This window comes from uncultured Cetobacterium sp. (assembly GCF_947039425.1).
In the GTDB taxonomy this organism is placed as follows: Bacteria; Fusobacteriota; Fusobacteriia; order Fusobacteriales; family Fusobacteriaceae; genus Cetobacterium_A.
This window is the reverse complement of the sequence record NZ_CAMQYW010000008.1, coordinates 1-16,729: the sequence shown is the minus strand read 5'-3', so window position 1 is coordinate 16,729 and position 16,729 is coordinate 1. Positions and strand designations below refer to the sequence as shown.

Here is a 16,729-nt window from a genome sequence, read left to right as displayed (position 1 = left end):
GAATATAAAAATAGTAAGTAACAAGAGTGTGTTTAATATAGGAGGGAGAAAAGTGGCTAACTTTAAATATGTAATTCTATTAGGAATGCTTTTGTTAGGGAATATTTTATATGGAATGGTATTACTAGCAAATACAGATATAGGAAATCAGGCTATTTTAAAGTTTACAACCAAAGATAATGAAATGAAAGAACTGTATTCAAATATTGTAATAACAAAAGTACAACAAATATATTCTGTAAGTATAACTCCAGATAGACTTGTAAAGAAAGTTTCAGGGGAAGAAGTTATATTTGCTCACGAAGTGATTAATAATGGAAATGGAGAAGATTATATTGATATAATTCATGACTATCCAGTGACATATAATGTGACTGTTCATATGGATATAAATAAAAATGGAGAAATAGATGAAAGTGAAGATGAAATAATAGAATATTTATTTTTAAATTCGAGAGAATCGGTATCTATTTTAGTAAAAGTAGAAACACCTTTAAATGAAGAAAATACTTTTCAAAGAGAGATAAAAATAGAAAGCAAAGGAGATGAAAGTAAAAAAAGTTCTGTAAAAGAAACGATTATTTATATAAAAAAAGAGATAAAAGTTGAATTTAATGGAGAAAATATACCAGTGGCTAAACAAGGAGGTACTATTTTATTTGAAAATAAAATAAAGAATATGAGTAATCATAAAATGAGTTTTAATTTATTTGTAGATAAAAATGAGAGTACTTTTATTGAGGAGGGGGAGTTTTTAATAGGAACTATAAATGATTTGCTTCCTATGGAAGATTCAAATGATGATGGAATAATAGATACGGGAGAACTTGAAATAGAAGAAGAGATAAACGTATATTTTCAAATGAAATTAAATGATGACATTAAAGATGGAGAGTATAAAACTAGAATAAATATAACAAGTAGTGATGATTCTACAATTATAATGTCTGGAGAGAATAAACTTTTATCTATTGAAATTCCTGTCGTTAGAAAGATTACAATTGCTCCAGAAAATTTAGTTGGAAACTCTGTTCAAGGTGGAACTATTATATTTTCTCATACAATAAAAAATGAAGGGAATATACTAGATGGAAGTTCAATGAAAATAAAGATTGAAAATTTATCATCTGAATTTATTGGAAATATCTATATAGATTCAAATAATAATAATGAATATGATGAAAATGAAGATATGCTATATGAGTTAGTAGAAAATAAAGAGTTAGATCCAAAAGAAGAGATACAAATATTTTTAGTCGTTCAAGTTTTAGAAATAGCAGAGATAGGAACAGAAAGTACATTGAAATTAAAAGTAGATTTAGAAGATGGTTACAATGTAGAGCCAATATTAAATGAAGTCCAAGACAAAATAATAATAATAGAAGAAGCTGTAATAATAGAAAAGTTTCAATCTTTAGACGGAGAGGAGTATACAAAAAATATTCAAACTGCTTCTCCAGGAGATGTAATATATTATATGCTAGAGATTACAAATGTAGGAATAACTAAAGCTTTAAATGCCTCAATAGAGGATTACATCCCAGAGTATACAACTTTAGAAAATGTAAATAATGAAGAGTCACCGGGGTTAGTATCATTTCCATCATCAATAAAAATAAAGGGAGATGAAACTTTAGGAAACTATGAAAAGGCTACTTTATTTCCAGAGATTGGAGAGAAGGGACTTGTTAAAGTTGAAATAGATACTTTAGATGTTGATGAAAAAGTTAGATTATATTTTCATGTTAAAGTTGATGACTAAAAAAGCAAAAGGACAACTAATATTTAGTTGCCCTTTTGAGATTCTATTAATCAACGATTAAATTACTTAAAAGTAAGGCTAAATCAGAAGCATTACATTCAACAATATGAGCTCTTACTAATTGATCATCATCATTTTTAATATCTAAGAAAACTCTATTATGTTCTATGAAGATATTTTTAACAATACCATCAGCCAAAAGAAAAGTTCCAGTAGCTCCAGAGATTGCTAAAACTTCAAAACCTTCATCTTCAATATTAAGAGATTGAAGATTTTGTTGATTTAAGAAATTTCTAGTCATCTCTTCACAAGAGATATAGAAGTTCTCTAATATTTTTATATATTTATCCTCTTCACCACAAACTTTATCTGCAAGAGCAGCTAAAGAAAAGGGATGGAAAATTTCCTCTACACAGTATGGAGTAGACTGGTTAAGAATATATAGCTCAGCCCCTTCTTTTCCCTCTTTAATACTGTCTATAATTGGATTTTCACTTCCATTAACGTAATCGATAACATCTATTTTATAATTTACAACAGAAAGTTTTTTAACATTTTGTTTTTTCATAGCACTTTCAAAATCATTTTCAATGGCTTCAAAAAAGTTTTCAATAAAATTATTAAAAAAATTAGTTTCCATAAATAACACCTGCCTTTTTTTTCTTACAATTATAAACTAAAAGTTCAATAAATACTATTTAATTTTACTTTTTATAGTTACAAAAACTCCAGTTAAAATAATAATAGTAGCTATGATCTTGTGGTAAGTTATCTGTTCCCCTAATATAAAATAAGCAAGGAACATTGAAAAAACAGGAACTAAATTAATATATAGTGATGTTTTTACAGGACCAATTCTTTGAACTGATATTTGTTGAATTAAATAAGCAATAACAGATGAGAAAATAGACATATATAAAAGACTTCCCCAACCTTTACTAGTTACATTTGGTAAGTATGAAAAAGGATTTTCATATATAACAAATGGAAGAAGGATAATTGCACAGAAAATAAAAACATAAGCAGTTAAAGTAAATGGATTTATTCTGGTTAAAACATTTTTTAAAATAATAAAATAAGATGAGAAACATAAAATAGCACAAAGCATTAAAAGATCTCCAATATTAAAAGACATATTTTCAAAAACAGAGATATTACCATTTGTTATTAAAAAAAGTACACCTACAAAGGAGAAAGAAACTCCTAAAATGGTTCTAGCATTAATTTTGTCTTTTAAAAAGATTGAAGCAAAAATAGTTGTGAAAACTGGATTTGTAGCAGCTATTAAAGAAGTATTAATAGTTGATGTGTGTTTAAGTGCTGCAAAGAAGAAAAGATGGTATCCAACCATTCCAAGAAGAGATAGCAAAAATACTACTGGAATATCTTTTTTAGGAATAGAGAGAGTTCTTTTTTGTAAAATTAAAACGATGAAAAGAATGAGACCGGCAATACCAAATCTAAAGAAAGTTAAAGATGGAATTGGAAATTCAGCGATGGAAAATTTACCAGCTATAAAAGCTCCAGCAAAAAATAGTGTTGCAATAATCATAATGTTGTTGTGAAAAAATTGTTTACTTGAATTCATAATGCCCCCTGGTATTTTCTTAAGAGTATAGCACGAAATATGTGATATAATATAGAGAAAGAAAAAAATAGTGAGGTAGATAAAATGATAATTTGTCCAGTGTGTAAAAGTAAAATGAAAAAAATAGAAAGAAAGTATATTTGTGAGAATAACCACAGCTACGATGTATCTAAGTATGGCCATGTAAATTTACTATTATCAAATCAAAAAAACAGTAAGGTTCCAGGGGATAGTAAAGAGATGGTTTTAAGTAGAAAAAATTACTTAGAGAAAGGAAATTACGAAGGAATATCAAATGGTGTAAATAAAATAGTGTGTGATAACCTAGATGAAAAAAGTGAAATTAATATTTTAGATATTGGATGTGGAGAGGGATATTATACAAATAGACTTAGAGATACTTTAGATGCTTTAAATATTAAAAGTAATATTGTGGGAATTGATATATCTAAAGAAGCAGTTATTGCTGCGGCTAAATCATATAAAGGAATAGAGTGGGTTGTTGCTAGTGCAAGTTCATTGCCTTTAGAAGATGAGTCTCTTGATTTTATAATATGCATGTTTGCTAAAATAATTCCAGAAGAAAAAATGAGAACATTGAAAAAGGGTGGAAAATTAATAGTTGTTTCAACAGGGGAAGAGCATCTTTTACAGATGAAAGAAGTAGTTTATGAAAATGTAAGAGTTGAATGTTATTCACCAGTTGAGGATTTAAATATTTTTTCTCATATTGAAACTGTAAATATAAAATATAAAACAAAAATTGAAGGACAAGAAAGTATAGAAAATTTATTTAATATGACTCCATATAGATGGAGAAGCCCTAAAGAGGGAGTGGATAAACTGTTTTTATTAAATGAACTTGAAACTACAGTTGAAGTAAATATAGATATTTTTGAAAAAAAATAAAAAAATTAAAACTTTTTTTAAACTATTATCGTCAAAAAATTATAATTAGAAAACGAAATAGAGTTGTTTTCTAGTTATTGATAAAAAAAGACTTTGTACTTATAGAGTATTATTTAATCCCCCCCTGAAGATGGCCCTCTATTCCCCCCCGGAGGACCATCTTTATTTTTTGTACTTCTAAAAAAATTTAGAAGTATTTTTTTTTGCAATTTTATATTGTATAATATAGTATATACATTTTTCAGGGGGGAAATATGTTTAAATTAAATAGGATTAAATATAACCAAAGTGTTGTTTCAATTATCAGTATTAATTTAATAGCGACACTTGTAATGCAAGGGGTTTATAATGTTTTTACAGGAATCCATGTGAAAAATTTGGGGTTTGGAGAGTTAGTTGTTGGTGAAGTACTATCTATGAACAGTATTTCAATAGCGGTGGGGTCATTATTAAATGCTTACTTAAGTTCTAAGCTTGGTTTTAAAAAGACAATAAAATTAGGAATATCTCTTATGATTATTGGAATTTTAGGTGTGGCCTTTTTTAAGGAAGAGGGATATCTTAAGATATTTTCAGTGATTATGGGTCTAGGATATGGGTTTCCATTTTCTTCAGTGGGAGTTTTATTAATAGAAAATACAAATACAAAGGATAGAGTGGATGTATTTAGTAAAAACTTTGTAGTGCAAAGTTTAGGTATGGTTAGTGGAAGTTATTTTGGAGGAATATTTGTTAAAGTTTTTGGAAAAGTTTTTGCATATAATTTAGGTATACCCTTAGTATATGTAGTGTGTGCTATTATACTTTTTATAGCTTTTATACCAGCTATAAAATTAGAAGATGTAAAAATTGAAGAGAGTAAAAAGAACAAAAATTTTTTTAAAGGTTTAAAAGAGGTTGTAAAAGGTAAGCCTTTAGAATTTATAGCCTTTAATACAGTTTTAGGTTTTGGAGCAGGTCTTGTAATCCCATTTTTCAGTGTATATTTAAAATTTGCACTTCATATAGATAATGAAAAGGTTGGTATTATAATGGGGTTATCACAACTTGGACTTGTAATAGGTGGACTTTCTGTACCTTTTATTGCAAGAAGACTTGGAAAGGAAAATACAGTTATTATTTGTCAATTGCTATCTATTCCTTTTCTAATATCTATAGCATTTCCTCAAGGACTTGTAGTTGTTGGAATATCTTTTCTTTTAAGATCGACTCTTATGAACCTAAATCAACCTTTAATACAGAATATAGCTCTAGAAACTGTAGAGCAGGAAAATAGAGCACTAATGAGTAGTTTAATATCAATGTCATCAAATGCTACAAGGGCAGTTGGAATGGTTGTAGCAGGATATATAATGGAAAAGGTATCATATACAGCGCCTTATTATATAACAGTAGTACTATATTTAATAGCGACGTATATGTTTTATATAAGTTTTAAAAAAAACCGTGAATAGGAGGGAGTATGAATAAAAATTTTGTTCATTTGCATTTACATACAGAGTACAGTCTTCTAGATGGTGTAGGAAAAATTGAAGAGTATATAGATAAAGCAAAAAATATGAATATGAAAGCTATGGCAATAACAGATCATGGAAATATGTATGGGGCTATAGAGTTTTATAAAAAAGCAATATCAAGGGGAATAAAGCCTATAATTGGAATAGAAGCTTATGTTTCTGAGTTTGAAATGGATAAAAGAGAGGGAAGAAACTTTCATCTTGTTCTTCTTGCAGAAAATAATATAGGGTATAAAAATCTTTTGAAAATAGCTTCAGAAGGTTATTTGAATGGGTTTTATTATAGACCTAGAATAGATAAAGAGTTTTTAAAAAAACATAGTGAAGGTGTCATAGCCTTGTCAGCTTGTATGCAAGGGGAGATTTCAAGAGGGATTTTAGATAATGAGTCTGAAGAGAAGATAGACTCTAAAATTGAGAGCTATGTGGAGATATTTGGAAAAGAAAACTTCTATATAGAGATACAGGGAAATGGAGTAGAGGGACAAAAAGAGCTAAATGAATCGTTAATTCATTTTGGAAAAAAGCATAAACTTAAAATAGTGGCTACAAATGATACTCACTATGTATATGAAGGGGATCACACACTTCAAGATTTAGTAATATGTATTCAAACTGGAAGTAAAGTAAATGAGAGTAATAGAATGAAAATTGAAACTCATGAACTTTTCTTAAAAAGCAAGGAGGAGATGTTAAGATCTCTTGGAGAAAATGCCTTAGAATATATAGAGGAAAGTGAAAAAATAGCTGATAGATGCAATATATCTTTAGAGTTTGGTCAGTTTAAATTTCCTCATTATGATATTCCATCATGCTCTAAAAGTGCCACTGAGTTTTTAAAAAAAATAGTTTATAAAGGATTGGCAGATAGATATGAAGCGGGTTTATCAGAGGAACTTTTAAAAAGAGTTGAGTATGAGCTTGATATTATTATAAAAATGGGATATGAGGAGTATTTTATAGTTGTTTGGGATTTTATAGCTTATGCTAAAGATAAAAATATTCCAATAGGACCTGGAAGAGGTTCTGCAGCTGGAAGTTTAGTGGCATATGCACTGAAAATAACAGACTTAGATCCTATAAAATATAATCTTATTTTTGAGAGATTTTTAAATCCTGAAAGAATATCTATGCCAGATATTGATATTGATATTTGTCAAGAGAGAAGAGGGGAATTAATAGAGTATGTTGTTGAAAAGTATGGGGCAGATAAGGTAGCTCAAATAATAACTTTTGGTAGAATGAAAGCAAGAGCTGCCATAAGAGATGTGGGAAGGGTTCTTGATGTACCTTTAGAAAAGGTTAATAAGGTAGCTAAATTAATTCCAGCTTTTGCAACTCTTGAGATGGCTTTAAAAGAGGTAGCTGAATTAAGAGAGGCATATGAAAATGATAGAGAGGTTATGAATTTAATAAATCTTTCTCAAAGACTTGAAAATAAAGTTAGGCATGCATCTGTTCATGCTGCTGGAGTTGTTATAACAAAGGAACCCTTAACTGATGTAGTCCCTCTTTATAGAGATAATAAGGATAAGGGAGTTTCGACACAGTATCAAATGAAGGAATTAGAAGATTTAGGACTTTTAAAAATGGATTTTCTAGGTCTTAGAAATTTAACAAATCTTCAAAGAACAATAGATTATATTAAGGAAACAAAGGAAAAAGAGATAAAACTTGAAAACATATCTTTAGATGAGAAAAAAGTATATGAGATGTTATCTACTGGTGATAGTTTAGGGGTATTTCAACTTGAATCAAATGGTATTAGAAAGATACTTGAAAAATTAAAGCCAGATAGATTTGAAGATGTAATAGCCTTACTTGCTCTTTATAGACCAGGACCTCTTGGTTCTGGAATGGTTGAAACTTTTATCAATTGTAAAAATGGAGTTGAAGAGATTAAGTATCCTCATGAATCTCTTGAAGATGTATTGAAAGAGACATATGGAGTTATTTTATATCAAGAACAAGTTATGAAAATAGCTTCAATAATGGCGAACTATTCTCTAGGAGAAGCAGATCTTTTAAGAAGAGCTATGGGTAAAAAACAAGCTTCAATTATGGATGAGAATAGAGAAAAATTTGTAAAACAGTCTATTGAAAATGGATATACAAAGGAAAAAGCTGAAGAGATATTCTACTTAATAGATAAGTTTGCAGGGTATGGATTTAATAAATCCCATTCAGCAGCTTATGCTTTAATAGCTTATTGGACAGCTTATTTTAAATGTTTTTATAAAGAGGAATATTATGCTTCAATAATGACATCAGAAAAAAGTAATGTGGAAAATGTAGCCTTTTATATAGAGGATGCTAAAAATCATAAGGTTAAACTTTTGCTTCCTGATGTAAATAATCCAGCTTCAAAATTTACAGTGAAAGATAATGGAATTAGATTTTCTTTATCTGCAATAAAAAATGTAGGAGAGGGAATAGCTGAAAAGATAAAGTTCGATTTTGAAGAAAATGGAAGGTTCCAAAGATATGAGGAGTTTGTATATAGAATGAAACCACTTGGGCTTAATAAGAAAAGTTTAGAGGCATTGATTTTATCAGGTGCCCTTGATTCTGTGCCTGGAAATAGAAGACAAAAATTTGAGTCTTTGGAAAAAGCTTTTGATTTTGCTAATAAAAAAATAAAAGAGGATGATATTCAACAAATGAATCTATTTGGAGGAGCTAAATCTGAAATTGTGCACTACTCTTTACCAGACCTAAGTGATTATACTATGGATTATAAACTAGAGAGTGAAAAAGAGTATTTGGGATTCTATTATAGTGCACATCCACTTGATAAATATAAGTGGTTATTAGATGTACACAAGGTAGAGAATATAACAGATTTAAAAAACGAAAATTCTCAGCATAGAGTTAAAACTTATGGTATACTAAGAGAAGCAAAAAAAATCCTAACTAAGAAAAGTGGTGAACCAATGTGCACTTTTATTCTTGAAGATTATTATGATAATATAAGTGGAATAATATTTCCAAGAGAGTATAAGGAGCTAATGAATCAAGAGTTAGAAGGGAAGGCAGTGTGTGTTGAAGGATCTGTTCAAATAGATTACTTTAACGGAAATGAAACTAAAAAAATAGTGGTTAGAAATATAACTAAAATAGACAATGTGATTTTTAATAGAAGTAATAGATTGTATGTTTTAATTAAAGATAGAGATACAGAAAAATACAGTAGACTAAAAGAGATATTTATAAATAATAAAGGAGATGTACCTTTAAGTTTTGCAATTGATAGAGATGGAGAAAAAGAGTTAAGAAACTCTAAAATGGGAGTGAATATAACTTCAAATCTAATACTTGAAATAGAGGAACTTCTAGGTAAAAATAGCGTTGTTATGAAATAAAATAACACCTGTAACGATTCCTTGAATGATTTGAAAAATTATGGTAAAATAAGTGATAAATATTGATGGAGGAACTTATGAAGAAAGAAGATTTTCAAGTAGAAGATTTGATAACTGTTTTAAGTGAATGTGGATTAACAGAATTAAGATATGAGAAAGATAATGTAAAAGTTAAAATAAAAAAAGCACCAACACCTAAAAAAATAGTTGTTAAAGATGCAGTGAAAACTCCAAAAGAAGAGATAAAAGCAATAGAAGAATTTGAAGAAATTATTTCAAGTGGAATTGGAAAATTCTATTTTGAAAATGCAAAGGGTCAAAAGCTGATATCTATTGGAGACAATATAAAAGTAGGTCAAGATTTAGGATTTACTCTTGTAATGGGAACTAGAACACCCTTAAAATCAACAGTTGATGGAACAATTGTAGAGATACTTGTTGAAAATGGTGGAATAATTGACTATGGAAAAGTTCTAATTAAAGTAAGAGCTGCAGCAATATAATTTAGGAGGAACCTGATGTTTAAGAAGATATTAATTGCCAATAGAGGAGAAATTGCTGTAAGAATAATTAGAGCGGCAAAGGAACTTGGAATAAAAACTGTAGCAGTATATTCAGAAGCAGATAAAGATAGTTTACATGTTAGATTAGCTGATGAGGCTGTTTGTATAGGTGGACCATTAAGTACTGAGTCTTACTTAAAAATACCAAATATTTTAGCAGCAGCAGAAGTTACTGAAGCTAATGCTATTCATCCAGGATATGGATTTTTATCAGAAAATGCAAGATTTGCAAGAATTTGTCAAATGCAAAATATTACATTTATAGGTCCAAGTCCAGAAGCTATTGAAAATATGGGAGATAAGGCAACTGCAAGAAAAACAGCAATAGCCAACAACGTTCCTTTAACAAATGGAACAGGAATTATCTCAAGCATTGAAGAAGCTAGACATGAGATAGATACAAGAATAGGATATCCTGTAATGATCAAAGCCACAGCAGGTGGTGGAGGTAAAGGAATGAGACTTGCTAGAACTGCTGAAGAGTTAGAAAGCAAAATAGTAGCAGCTCAAACTGAGGCAGACTTAGCATTTGGAAATCCAGATGTTTATATAGAGAAATTTGTGGATGATCCAAGACACGTTGAGGTTCAAATTATAGGAGATAAGCATGGAAATGTTATTCATCTTGGAGAGAGAGATTGTTCTATCCAAAGAAGACATCAAAAATTAATTGAAGAGTCTCCTTCAAATAGATTACCTGAAAAAGTAAGGAAAGCCATGGGTGAAGCAGCAGTAAAACTTGCTAAATCAATAAATTATGACTCAGTTGGAACTTTAGAGTTCTTAGTTGATAAAAATGATAATTTCTACTTTATGGAGATGAATACAAGAGTTCAAGTTGAGCATACTGTAACAGAGATGGTAACAGGAATAGATGTTATTAAACTTCAAATTAAAGTGGCAGAGGGAGATAGAATAAATATATCTCAAGAGGATGTTGTTATTTTTGGTCATGCAATAGAGTGTAGAATAAATGCTGAGGACACAACAGCAGGATTTTTACCATCACCAGGAAAAATAGAAACTTATATAGCGCCAGGTGGACCAGGAGTAAGAATTGACTCGCATTCATACCAAGGATATGAAATTTCTCCATATTACGATTCAATGATTGGAAAATTAATTGTTCATGGAATAACAAGAGAAGAAGCTATTGAAAAGATGAAAAGAGCTTTAAATGAGTATATTATAGAGGGAATAGATACAACTATACCTTTCCATTTACAAGTATTAGAAAATGAAATATATAGGAATGGTAAGGTAACTACAAAATTTATTGAAGAAAACTTTGAAAAAAACTAGGAAAAAAATTAAATAAATGTAATAATATAAGTATAGAATCTACGGAGGTGTTTTTATGAATGAATTAGGAAATATAAAAATAGCAGATGATGTAGTGAAAACAATATCAGCTAAAGCAGCACAGGATGTTTCTGGAGTTTATAAACTTGCAGGAGGAGTTGCTGATGAAGTTAGTAAAATGCTTGGTAAAAAGAGACTTACTAATGGAGTTAAAGTTGAAGTTGGAGAAAAAGAGTGTAGCGTAGAAATATATATTATAGTGGAATATGGATATCAAATATCTGAAGTTGCTCAAAATGTTCAAAGAGATGTACTTACTGCTATAAATAATATGACTGGGTTAAAAGTTGTAGAGGTAAATGTTTTTGTTCAAGATGTTAAGATTTTATCTGAATCAGACCTTGATGATAAACAGGAAGATATAGAGATTTTATAAAAGAACAGGAGGCGTTTTGCGCCTCTAATCTTTCTTTATAGGGGTGAGTTTTATGATTAAAAAAATAATATTCTTTTTTGCATGGGTTGGGATCTTTGCAATGTCTATTGTTGGTTTTGCATACATGGTGATGCCATCATATTTTTCAAATATTGACACAACATCATTACTTTTTAAAATTGTGGTATTGAATATATGTTTAATATACTTTATAATATCTTTACTGAAACTATTTTCTAAGTTTAGTAAAGAGGAAGATTATGTTATAAAAAATGAAAATGGAACTGTTCATATTTCAACAGAAACAGTGAAGAGTTTAGTAAAAGAACTACTATCAAAGGATAGAGATATTAGAAGTTTAAAAATTGATTGTGGTAAAAAAGGCAGAAAGTTTTACATTATTATAAATTTAGAGATTTTATCAAACTCTAGCATAGCAGCTAAGACTACAGATATACAGAGCTATATTAAAAATACTTTAGATGAGAAATTGGATTTAAAGGTTGATGTTATAGAAGTAAGAATATCTAAATTATCAATGAAGAAAGACCCAGTGGTATAGGAGGTAGAAAATGTTGGAAAAAATTATAGAAAATTTTATTCTTAACTTTAGAAAATATCTCTATGGAGTTATTGGGCTTATTTCGGGAATATTACTTGTAGAATATGGGGTTTTAAAAACAATTTTTATATTAGCACTAGCTTTTATAGGGTATAAATTGGGAGATAAAGAGTTCCAAAGTAAGTTGAAAAAACAAATATTAAATAGATTAAGAGATTAGAAAGGAAATAAAATGAGTAGAAGAGTAGCAAGAGAAGAGTTATTTAAAATAGTATTTGAATCGGAGTTAACTAATGTAAAATTAGATGAAACTTTAGAAAGTTATCTTTTAAGAGATGACACAGTGTTAAATACAAACGAGAAAGAGTTTATTGTAAAGTATGCAAAGGGAATGGCTTTAAATGATGAGCTAGTAACTGAAACATTAAAAAACAATATAACAGGTTGGACTTTAGATAGAGTTGGAAATGTTGAGAAAGCACTTTTAAAAATCGCAACATATGAGATTTTGTTTGAAGATGTACCAGCTGAAATTCTTGTAAATGAAGTTGTTGAGTTAGCTAAGAAATACGGAGATGAAAAATCTCATGAGTTTATTAATGGTGTTTTAGCTAAAATAGTTGTAGAAAAGAATATGTAGTTTCAATTTTAAGGAGAGCAAAATAATTTGCTCTCCTTATTTTATTTGAGGAGGTTTTTATGTTTGTAAAAATACTTAGTTCTAGTTTTTTAGGAATTGAACCTTTTTTAGTTGAAGTTGAAGTAGATGTAATAAATGGATTTCCTCTCTTTAATATTGTAGGTCTTGGAGATACAACAATATGTGAAAGTAAAGATAGAATAAGATCAGCTATAAAAAACATGGGATTTTTACTTGAACCTAAAAGAATTATAATTAATTTAACTCCTGCAAGTATAAGAAAATCAGGATCTCATTTTGATTTACCTATGTGTTTAGGGATAATGTTAGGAATGAGGTTCTTAAAAGATAGAAGAAATATTTTAGATAAATATCTATTTATGGGAGAACTTTCTTTAACTGGAGAGGTGCGAGGAGTAAAAGGAGTCATTAGTGGAGTGTTACTTGGAAAAGAAAAGGGACTTAAAGGTGTTATTATTCCATTTGAAAATTATAAAGAAGCTTCTCTAATACATGGGATAGATATAGTTCCTGTGAAAAATTTAAGAGATGTTATTAAGTTTATAGAAAACAGTGAAAAAATAGAGGCTCCTATAGAAATTAAAGAGAGTTTAAAAATTTTTAATGTTGATATGAAAGATGTAAAAGGACAAAGTATGACAAAGAGAGCTCTTGAAATATGTGGGGCAGGTGGACATAATATTTTAATGGTTGGTTCTCCTGGAAGTGGGAAGTCAATGCTTGCAAAAAGATTAGTAACTATTTTACCTCCAATGTCAGAAAAAGAGATAATTGAATCAACAAAGATATATAGTATATCTGGAGAGTTAAAAGATGGAGATTATATAATAAATAGTAGACCTTTTAGAGATCCACATCACACATCAACAGTAACTTCTATAATAGGTGGAGGAAGAGTTCCAAGAGCTGGAGAGGTAAGTCTTGCTAATAATGGTGTACTTTTCCTTGATGAGTTTACAGAATTTGAAAAAGGGGTAATAGAGAGCTTAAGAGAACCTCTTGAAGAAAAAAGAGTTTCTATTTCTAGAAATTATGGAAAAATGGAGTTTCCAGCAAATATTATTTTTATTGGAGCCTGTAACCCTTGTCCTTGTGGTAATGCTTTTGATGAGGAGCTGTGTGTTTGTAGCTCATATGATATTAGAAGATACTCTAAAAAATTATCAGGTCCCATTATAGATAGAATAGATTTGTATGTTGAAGTATATAGATTAAAAGAGAGTGAAATGATAAGTGAAGAGAGAGGAGACTCATCAGAAAAAATAAAAGAGAGAGTCCTTAGAGCAAGAGAGATTCAAAATAAAAGGTATGAAAGTGAAAGGTTAAATAGAGATATGACAAGTGATGAGATAGAAAAGTATTGTAAATTAGATATCTCTAGTGAAAAGATAATGAGAGAGGCAATAAATTCATTAAATATGTCCATGAGAACTTATTATAAAATTTTAAAAGTGGCAAGAACTATAGCAGATTTAAACGAAAGTGGAAGTATAGAGAGACATCATCTGTTAGAAGCAATAACTTATAGAAAAAATTAATATTAAAAGTTTGACAAAGAAGTTTTACTATGATATTCTTTAGCAAATTAAAATAAATTCTAAGGATGGTTAAATATGTTTAAGATCAAATTTACATGGCAAAGCTGGTATTTTGAGGATTGATTCTTTTTGATAAAAAAGACGCAATCCCATTTTGAATTTCAAAATACTAGGGTTGTGTCTGTAAGAGAATGATTTTATATTAACTATCATTAATATAAAGAGCTCACAGATATAATATATCTGTGGGCTCTTTTTTTATATATAAAAATATGGGAGGGATTTTATGTTTAAGAGAATGTTAGCTTTAATATTTATGATTAATTTACTGTGTTTTTCAAAGGAGGTACCTAAAAAATTAGTTTATGCTCAAAGTAGTGAAGCGACTACTTTATATCCACAAGATTCAGGAGATCTTTATTCTACAAGGGTAATTTTTAATATTTTTGATAGACTTATAGAAAGGGATGAGAAATTAAATATAGTAGGTGGATTAGCTGAAAAATGGGAGCAAAAAGATGAAAATACACTAATATTTCATTTGAAAAAAGGTATTAAATTTCATAAGGGGCAGAAGTTAACATCTAAAGATGTAAAATATACAATAGATAGAGCTAAGAAAAATCCAAAGACAAGTGATCTTTTTAGGGCTATTTCTAAAGTTGAAACTCCAGATTTATATACAGTTGTTATAAAAACAGATGAGCCTTCAGCTTCACTTTTATACCATTTAACTCATGTATCAGCTTCTATAATAAGTGAGGAATATACTGAAAATGCAAAAGATTATCATATAAATCCAAATGGAACTGGACCTTTTAAATTTAGCGAATGGAAGGTTGGAAGTAAGGTAGTTATCACTAAAAATGAAAACTATTTTAAAGGACCAGTATTAATAGATACTATTGAGATTAGAGGGATACCAGAAGAGAATAGTAGGGTAATAGGATTAGAAACAGGAGAGATTCATATAGGGACAGAGATAGAAGGGATAGGAAGAAATGTTTTAGGAGATGTTTCTCAAGTTAGTTTGGAAGAGGTGAGCTCTTTAAATGGGTTGTATATGGGAATGAATACTAAGAAAGGTCCACTTTCAAATGTAAACATAAGGAAAGCAATAGCCATGGGAATTGATAGAGATGCTATAATTGAATTTTTCTTAATGGGAAGTGTTGAAAAAGCCAATAGCTTTTTAACTCCAGGAGTATTTGGTTATTCAAAGTCAGCTAAGATATATGAATATAATAAAGAAAAAGCTAAAAAACTTATAGAAGAGTCTGGATATGAAAAAATAAAGTTAACTTTAACAACAAATAACAATGAACTAAGAAGACAGATGTGTGAAATAATTCAAGCTCAACTTGGAGAGATAGGAATAGAAGTAAAGGTGGAAATTTTAGAGTGGGCAACTTTTTTAGATTATACAGGACAGGGGAAAACAGATATGTATATGCTTGGATGGTCTAGTTATACTGGAGATGCTGATCACAGTTTAACTCAACTAATACATAGTTCTAAAAAAGGAAGTGAAGGGAATAGATCTTTTTATGAAAATTCAAAAGTTGATAACCTTTTAGCTAAAGGAAGAAAGGAGATTAGATTAAATGAAAGGAGGGAGATATATAAAGAGATTCAAAATATTGTAAATGAAGAGGTCCCAGTACTTCCAATATATTTTGCACTATCCAATGCTGGAGTTAGAAAAGAAGTAAAAGGATTTGTACAAACACCTATAAATATACCTAATTTTTATAAATTATCATTTGAGGAGGAGAGTTTATGAGAGTAAAAGAGTTATCGAAGAAGTATAAAAACTATGTAAGAGATATGAGAAGAGAGTTTCATATGAATCCAGAGGAAAGTTTAAAAGAGTACAGAACTTCTAAAAGAATAAAAGAGGAACTTGAGAAAATAGGAGTTCAGTGTGAAATAGTTGGAGAAACAGGAGTAATAGGAGTTATAAAAGGAGAGAGGGAAGGAAAAACTATAGCACTACGAGGAGATATTGATGCTCTATCAGTACAGGAAAATAGTGATAAAGATTATGCTTCGAAAGTTCCAGGAATGATGCATGCATGTGGACATGATGCACATGGAGCTATGTTATTAGGAGCAGCAAAGGTATTAAATGAGATGAAAAGTGAGATAAAAGGAGAGGTAAGGTTATTTTTTCAACCTGGAGAAGAGCTTGTGAGAGGAGCTTTGAAAATGATAAAAGATGGTGCTTTAGAAGGGGTGGATAGTATTTTTGGACTTCATGTTTCATCAGAGATGCCAGTAGGAACAATATGTTGTGATTCAGGAGCTAGGTGTGCTTCTGGGGATATATTTATAATAAAAGTTTTGGGAAGTGGAGGACACGGGGCAAAACCTCAAGAGTGTGTGGATACTGTTGTTGTGACTTCTGCTATGGTTATGAATTTACAAAGCATTGTAAGTAGGGAGATAGATCCATTAGAACCAGCACTTTTAACAATTGGAATAATTAAGTCTGGAACAAGACATAATGTAATAGCTTCAGAAGGAGTT

The 16,729-nt window shown here is 29.5% G+C and carries 15 protein-coding genes; 13 read left to right on the top strand and 2 right to left on the bottom strand.

The window, feature by feature from the left end:
- The first annotated feature begins 52 nt into the window (after window positions 1-52).
- Window positions 53-1,762 (top strand): hypothetical protein, encoded by a 1,710-nt coding sequence (locus Q0V09_RS01600; RefSeq protein WP_297486853.1) that lies wholly within the window; start codon window positions 53-55, stop codon window positions 1,760-1,762.
- Window positions 1,763-1,808: 46 nt separating this feature from the next.
- On the opposite strand, the gene Q0V09_RS01595 is transcribed toward Q0V09_RS01600, so the two are convergent.
- Both Q0V09_RS01595 and Q0V09_RS01590 read right to left on the bottom strand, forming a co-directional pair.
- The gene (locus tag Q0V09_RS01595; protein WP_297486850.1) at window positions 1,809-2,402 is read right to left on the bottom strand and encodes a hypothetical protein; all 594 of its coding nucleotides are present in this window, start codon (window positions 2,400-2,402) and stop codon (window positions 1,809-1,811) included.
- Between the two features lie 54 nt (window positions 2,403-2,456).
- The gene (locus tag Q0V09_RS01590) at window positions 2,457-3,350 is read right to left on the bottom strand and encodes a DMT family transporter (RefSeq protein ID WP_297407696.1); all 894 of its coding nucleotides are present in this window, start codon (window positions 3,348-3,350) and stop codon (window positions 2,457-2,459) included.
- Window positions 3,351-3,434: 84 nt separating this feature from the next.
- Between Q0V09_RS01590 and Q0V09_RS01585 the strand changes: the two genes are divergently transcribed.
- The 12 genes from Q0V09_RS01585 to Q0V09_RS01530 all read left to right on the top strand — a co-directional run.
- A complete protein-coding gene (locus tag Q0V09_RS01585; RefSeq protein WP_367172268.1) occupies window positions 3,435-4,259 on the top strand; it encodes a methyltransferase domain-containing protein in 825 nt (274 codons plus the stop codon).
- Between the two features lie 254 nt (window positions 4,260-4,513).
- On the top strand, window positions 4,514-5,713 hold the full coding sequence (locus Q0V09_RS01580; RefSeq protein WP_297407660.1) for an MFS transporter: 1,200 nt from the start codon (window positions 4,514-4,516) through the stop codon (window positions 5,711-5,713).
- A gap of 8 nt (window positions 5,714-5,721) precedes the next feature.
- Complete coding sequence (locus tag Q0V09_RS01575) at window positions 5,722-9,138, top strand: DNA polymerase III subunit alpha (RefSeq protein WP_297486844.1); 3,417 nt, start codon at window positions 5,722-5,724, stop codon at window positions 9,136-9,138.
- 77 nt (window positions 9,139-9,215) lie between these two features.
- Window positions 9,216-9,641, top strand: a complete 426-nt coding sequence (locus Q0V09_RS01570; RefSeq protein ID WP_297407756.1) for a biotin/lipoyl-containing protein — start codon at window positions 9,216-9,218, stop codon at window positions 9,639-9,641.
- A 15-nt stretch (window positions 9,642-9,656) separates the two neighbouring features.
- Window positions 9,657-11,003 carry an acetyl-CoA carboxylase biotin carboxylase subunit gene (accC, locus tag Q0V09_RS01565; protein WP_297486841.1) on the top strand — a complete coding sequence of 449 codons (1,347 nt, stop codon included), beginning with the start codon at window positions 9,657-9,659 and terminating at the stop codon, window positions 11,001-11,003.
- Window positions 11,004-11,058: 55 nt separating this feature from the next.
- Window positions 11,059-11,439 (top strand): Asp23/Gls24 family envelope stress response protein, encoded by a 381-nt coding sequence (locus tag Q0V09_RS01560; RefSeq protein ID WP_297486838.1) that lies wholly within the window; start codon window positions 11,059-11,061, stop codon window positions 11,437-11,439.
- Window positions 11,440-11,491: 52 nt separating this feature from the next.
- The gene (gene amaP, locus Q0V09_RS01555; RefSeq protein ID WP_297486836.1) at window positions 11,492-12,001 is read left to right on the top strand and encodes an alkaline shock response membrane anchor protein AmaP; all 510 of its coding nucleotides are present in this window, start codon (window positions 11,492-11,494) and stop codon (window positions 11,999-12,001) included.
- Window positions 12,002-12,011: 10 nt separating this feature from the next.
- Window positions 12,012-12,221, top strand: coding sequence for a DUF2273 domain-containing protein (locus Q0V09_RS01550; RefSeq protein ID WP_297407893.1), 210 nt, complete (start codon window positions 12,012-12,014; stop codon window positions 12,219-12,221).
- 12 nt (window positions 12,222-12,233) lie between these two features.
- Window positions 12,234-12,641 carry a transcription antitermination factor NusB gene (nusB, locus tag Q0V09_RS01545; RefSeq protein ID WP_297407892.1) on the top strand — a complete coding sequence of 136 codons (408 nt, stop codon included), beginning with the start codon at window positions 12,234-12,236 and terminating at the stop codon, window positions 12,639-12,641.
- Window positions 12,642-12,700: 59 nt separating this feature from the next.
- On the top strand, window positions 12,701-14,200 hold the full coding sequence (locus Q0V09_RS01540) for a YifB family Mg chelatase-like AAA ATPase (protein WP_297407891.1): 1,500 nt from the start codon (window positions 12,701-12,703) through the stop codon (window positions 14,198-14,200).
- A 286-nt stretch (window positions 14,201-14,486) separates the two neighbouring features.
- Window positions 14,487-15,983, top strand: a complete 1,497-nt coding sequence (locus tag Q0V09_RS01535; RefSeq protein WP_297486833.1) for an ABC transporter substrate-binding protein — start codon at window positions 14,487-14,489, stop codon at window positions 15,981-15,983.
- On the top strand, window positions 15,980-16,729 hold a 750-nt coding region (locus Q0V09_RS01530), incomplete at its 3' end, for a M20 family metallopeptidase (protein ID WP_297486830.1). The genes Q0V09_RS01535 and Q0V09_RS01530, both read left to right, overlap by 4 nt.

Excerpts from the sequence above, each read along its gene's own strand:
- nusB (WP_297407892.1), top strand. The coding sequence starts at position 12,234 with ATGAGTAGAAGAGTAGCAAGAGAAGAGTTATTTAAAATAGTATTTGAA.
- Q0V09_RS01590 (WP_297407696.1), bottom strand. The coding sequence starts at position 3,350 with ATGAATTCAAGTAAACAATTTTTTCACAACAACATTATGATTATTGCA.
- Q0V09_RS01570 (WP_297407756.1), top strand. The coding sequence starts at position 9,216 with ATGAAGAAAGAAGATTTTCAAGTAGAAGATTTGATAACTGTTTTAAGT.
- Q0V09_RS01595 (WP_297486850.1), bottom strand. The coding sequence starts at position 2,402 with ATGGAAACTAATTTTTTTAATAATTTTATTGAAAACTTTTTTGAAGCC.
- accC (WP_297486841.1), top strand. The coding sequence starts at position 9,657 with ATGTTTAAGAAGATATTAATTGCCAATAGAGGAGAAATTGCTGTAAGA.
- amaP (WP_297486836.1), top strand. The coding sequence starts at position 11,492 with ATGATTAAAAAAATAATATTCTTTTTTGCATGGGTTGGGATCTTTGCA.
- Q0V09_RS01580 (WP_297407660.1), top strand. The coding sequence starts at position 4,514 with ATGTTTAAATTAAATAGGATTAAATATAACCAAAGTGTTGTTTCAATT.
- Q0V09_RS01535 (WP_297486833.1), top strand. The coding sequence starts at position 14,487 with ATGTTTAAGAGAATGTTAGCTTTAATATTTATGATTAATTTACTGTGT.
- Q0V09_RS01585 (WP_367172268.1), top strand. The coding sequence starts at position 3,435 with ATGATAATTTGTCCAGTGTGTAAAAGTAAAATGAAAAAAATAGAAAGA.
- Q0V09_RS01575 (WP_297486844.1), top strand. The coding sequence starts at position 5,722 with ATGAATAAAAATTTTGTTCATTTGCATTTACATACAGAGTACAGTCTT.
- Q0V09_RS01560 (WP_297486838.1), top strand. The coding sequence starts at position 11,059 with ATGAATGAATTAGGAAATATAAAAATAGCAGATGATGTAGTGAAAACA.
- Q0V09_RS01550 (WP_297407893.1), top strand. The coding sequence starts at position 12,012 with ATGTTGGAAAAAATTATAGAAAATTTTATTCTTAACTTTAGAAAATAT.
- Q0V09_RS01540 (WP_297407891.1), top strand. The coding sequence starts at position 12,701 with ATGTTTGTAAAAATACTTAGTTCTAGTTTTTTAGGAATTGAACCTTTT.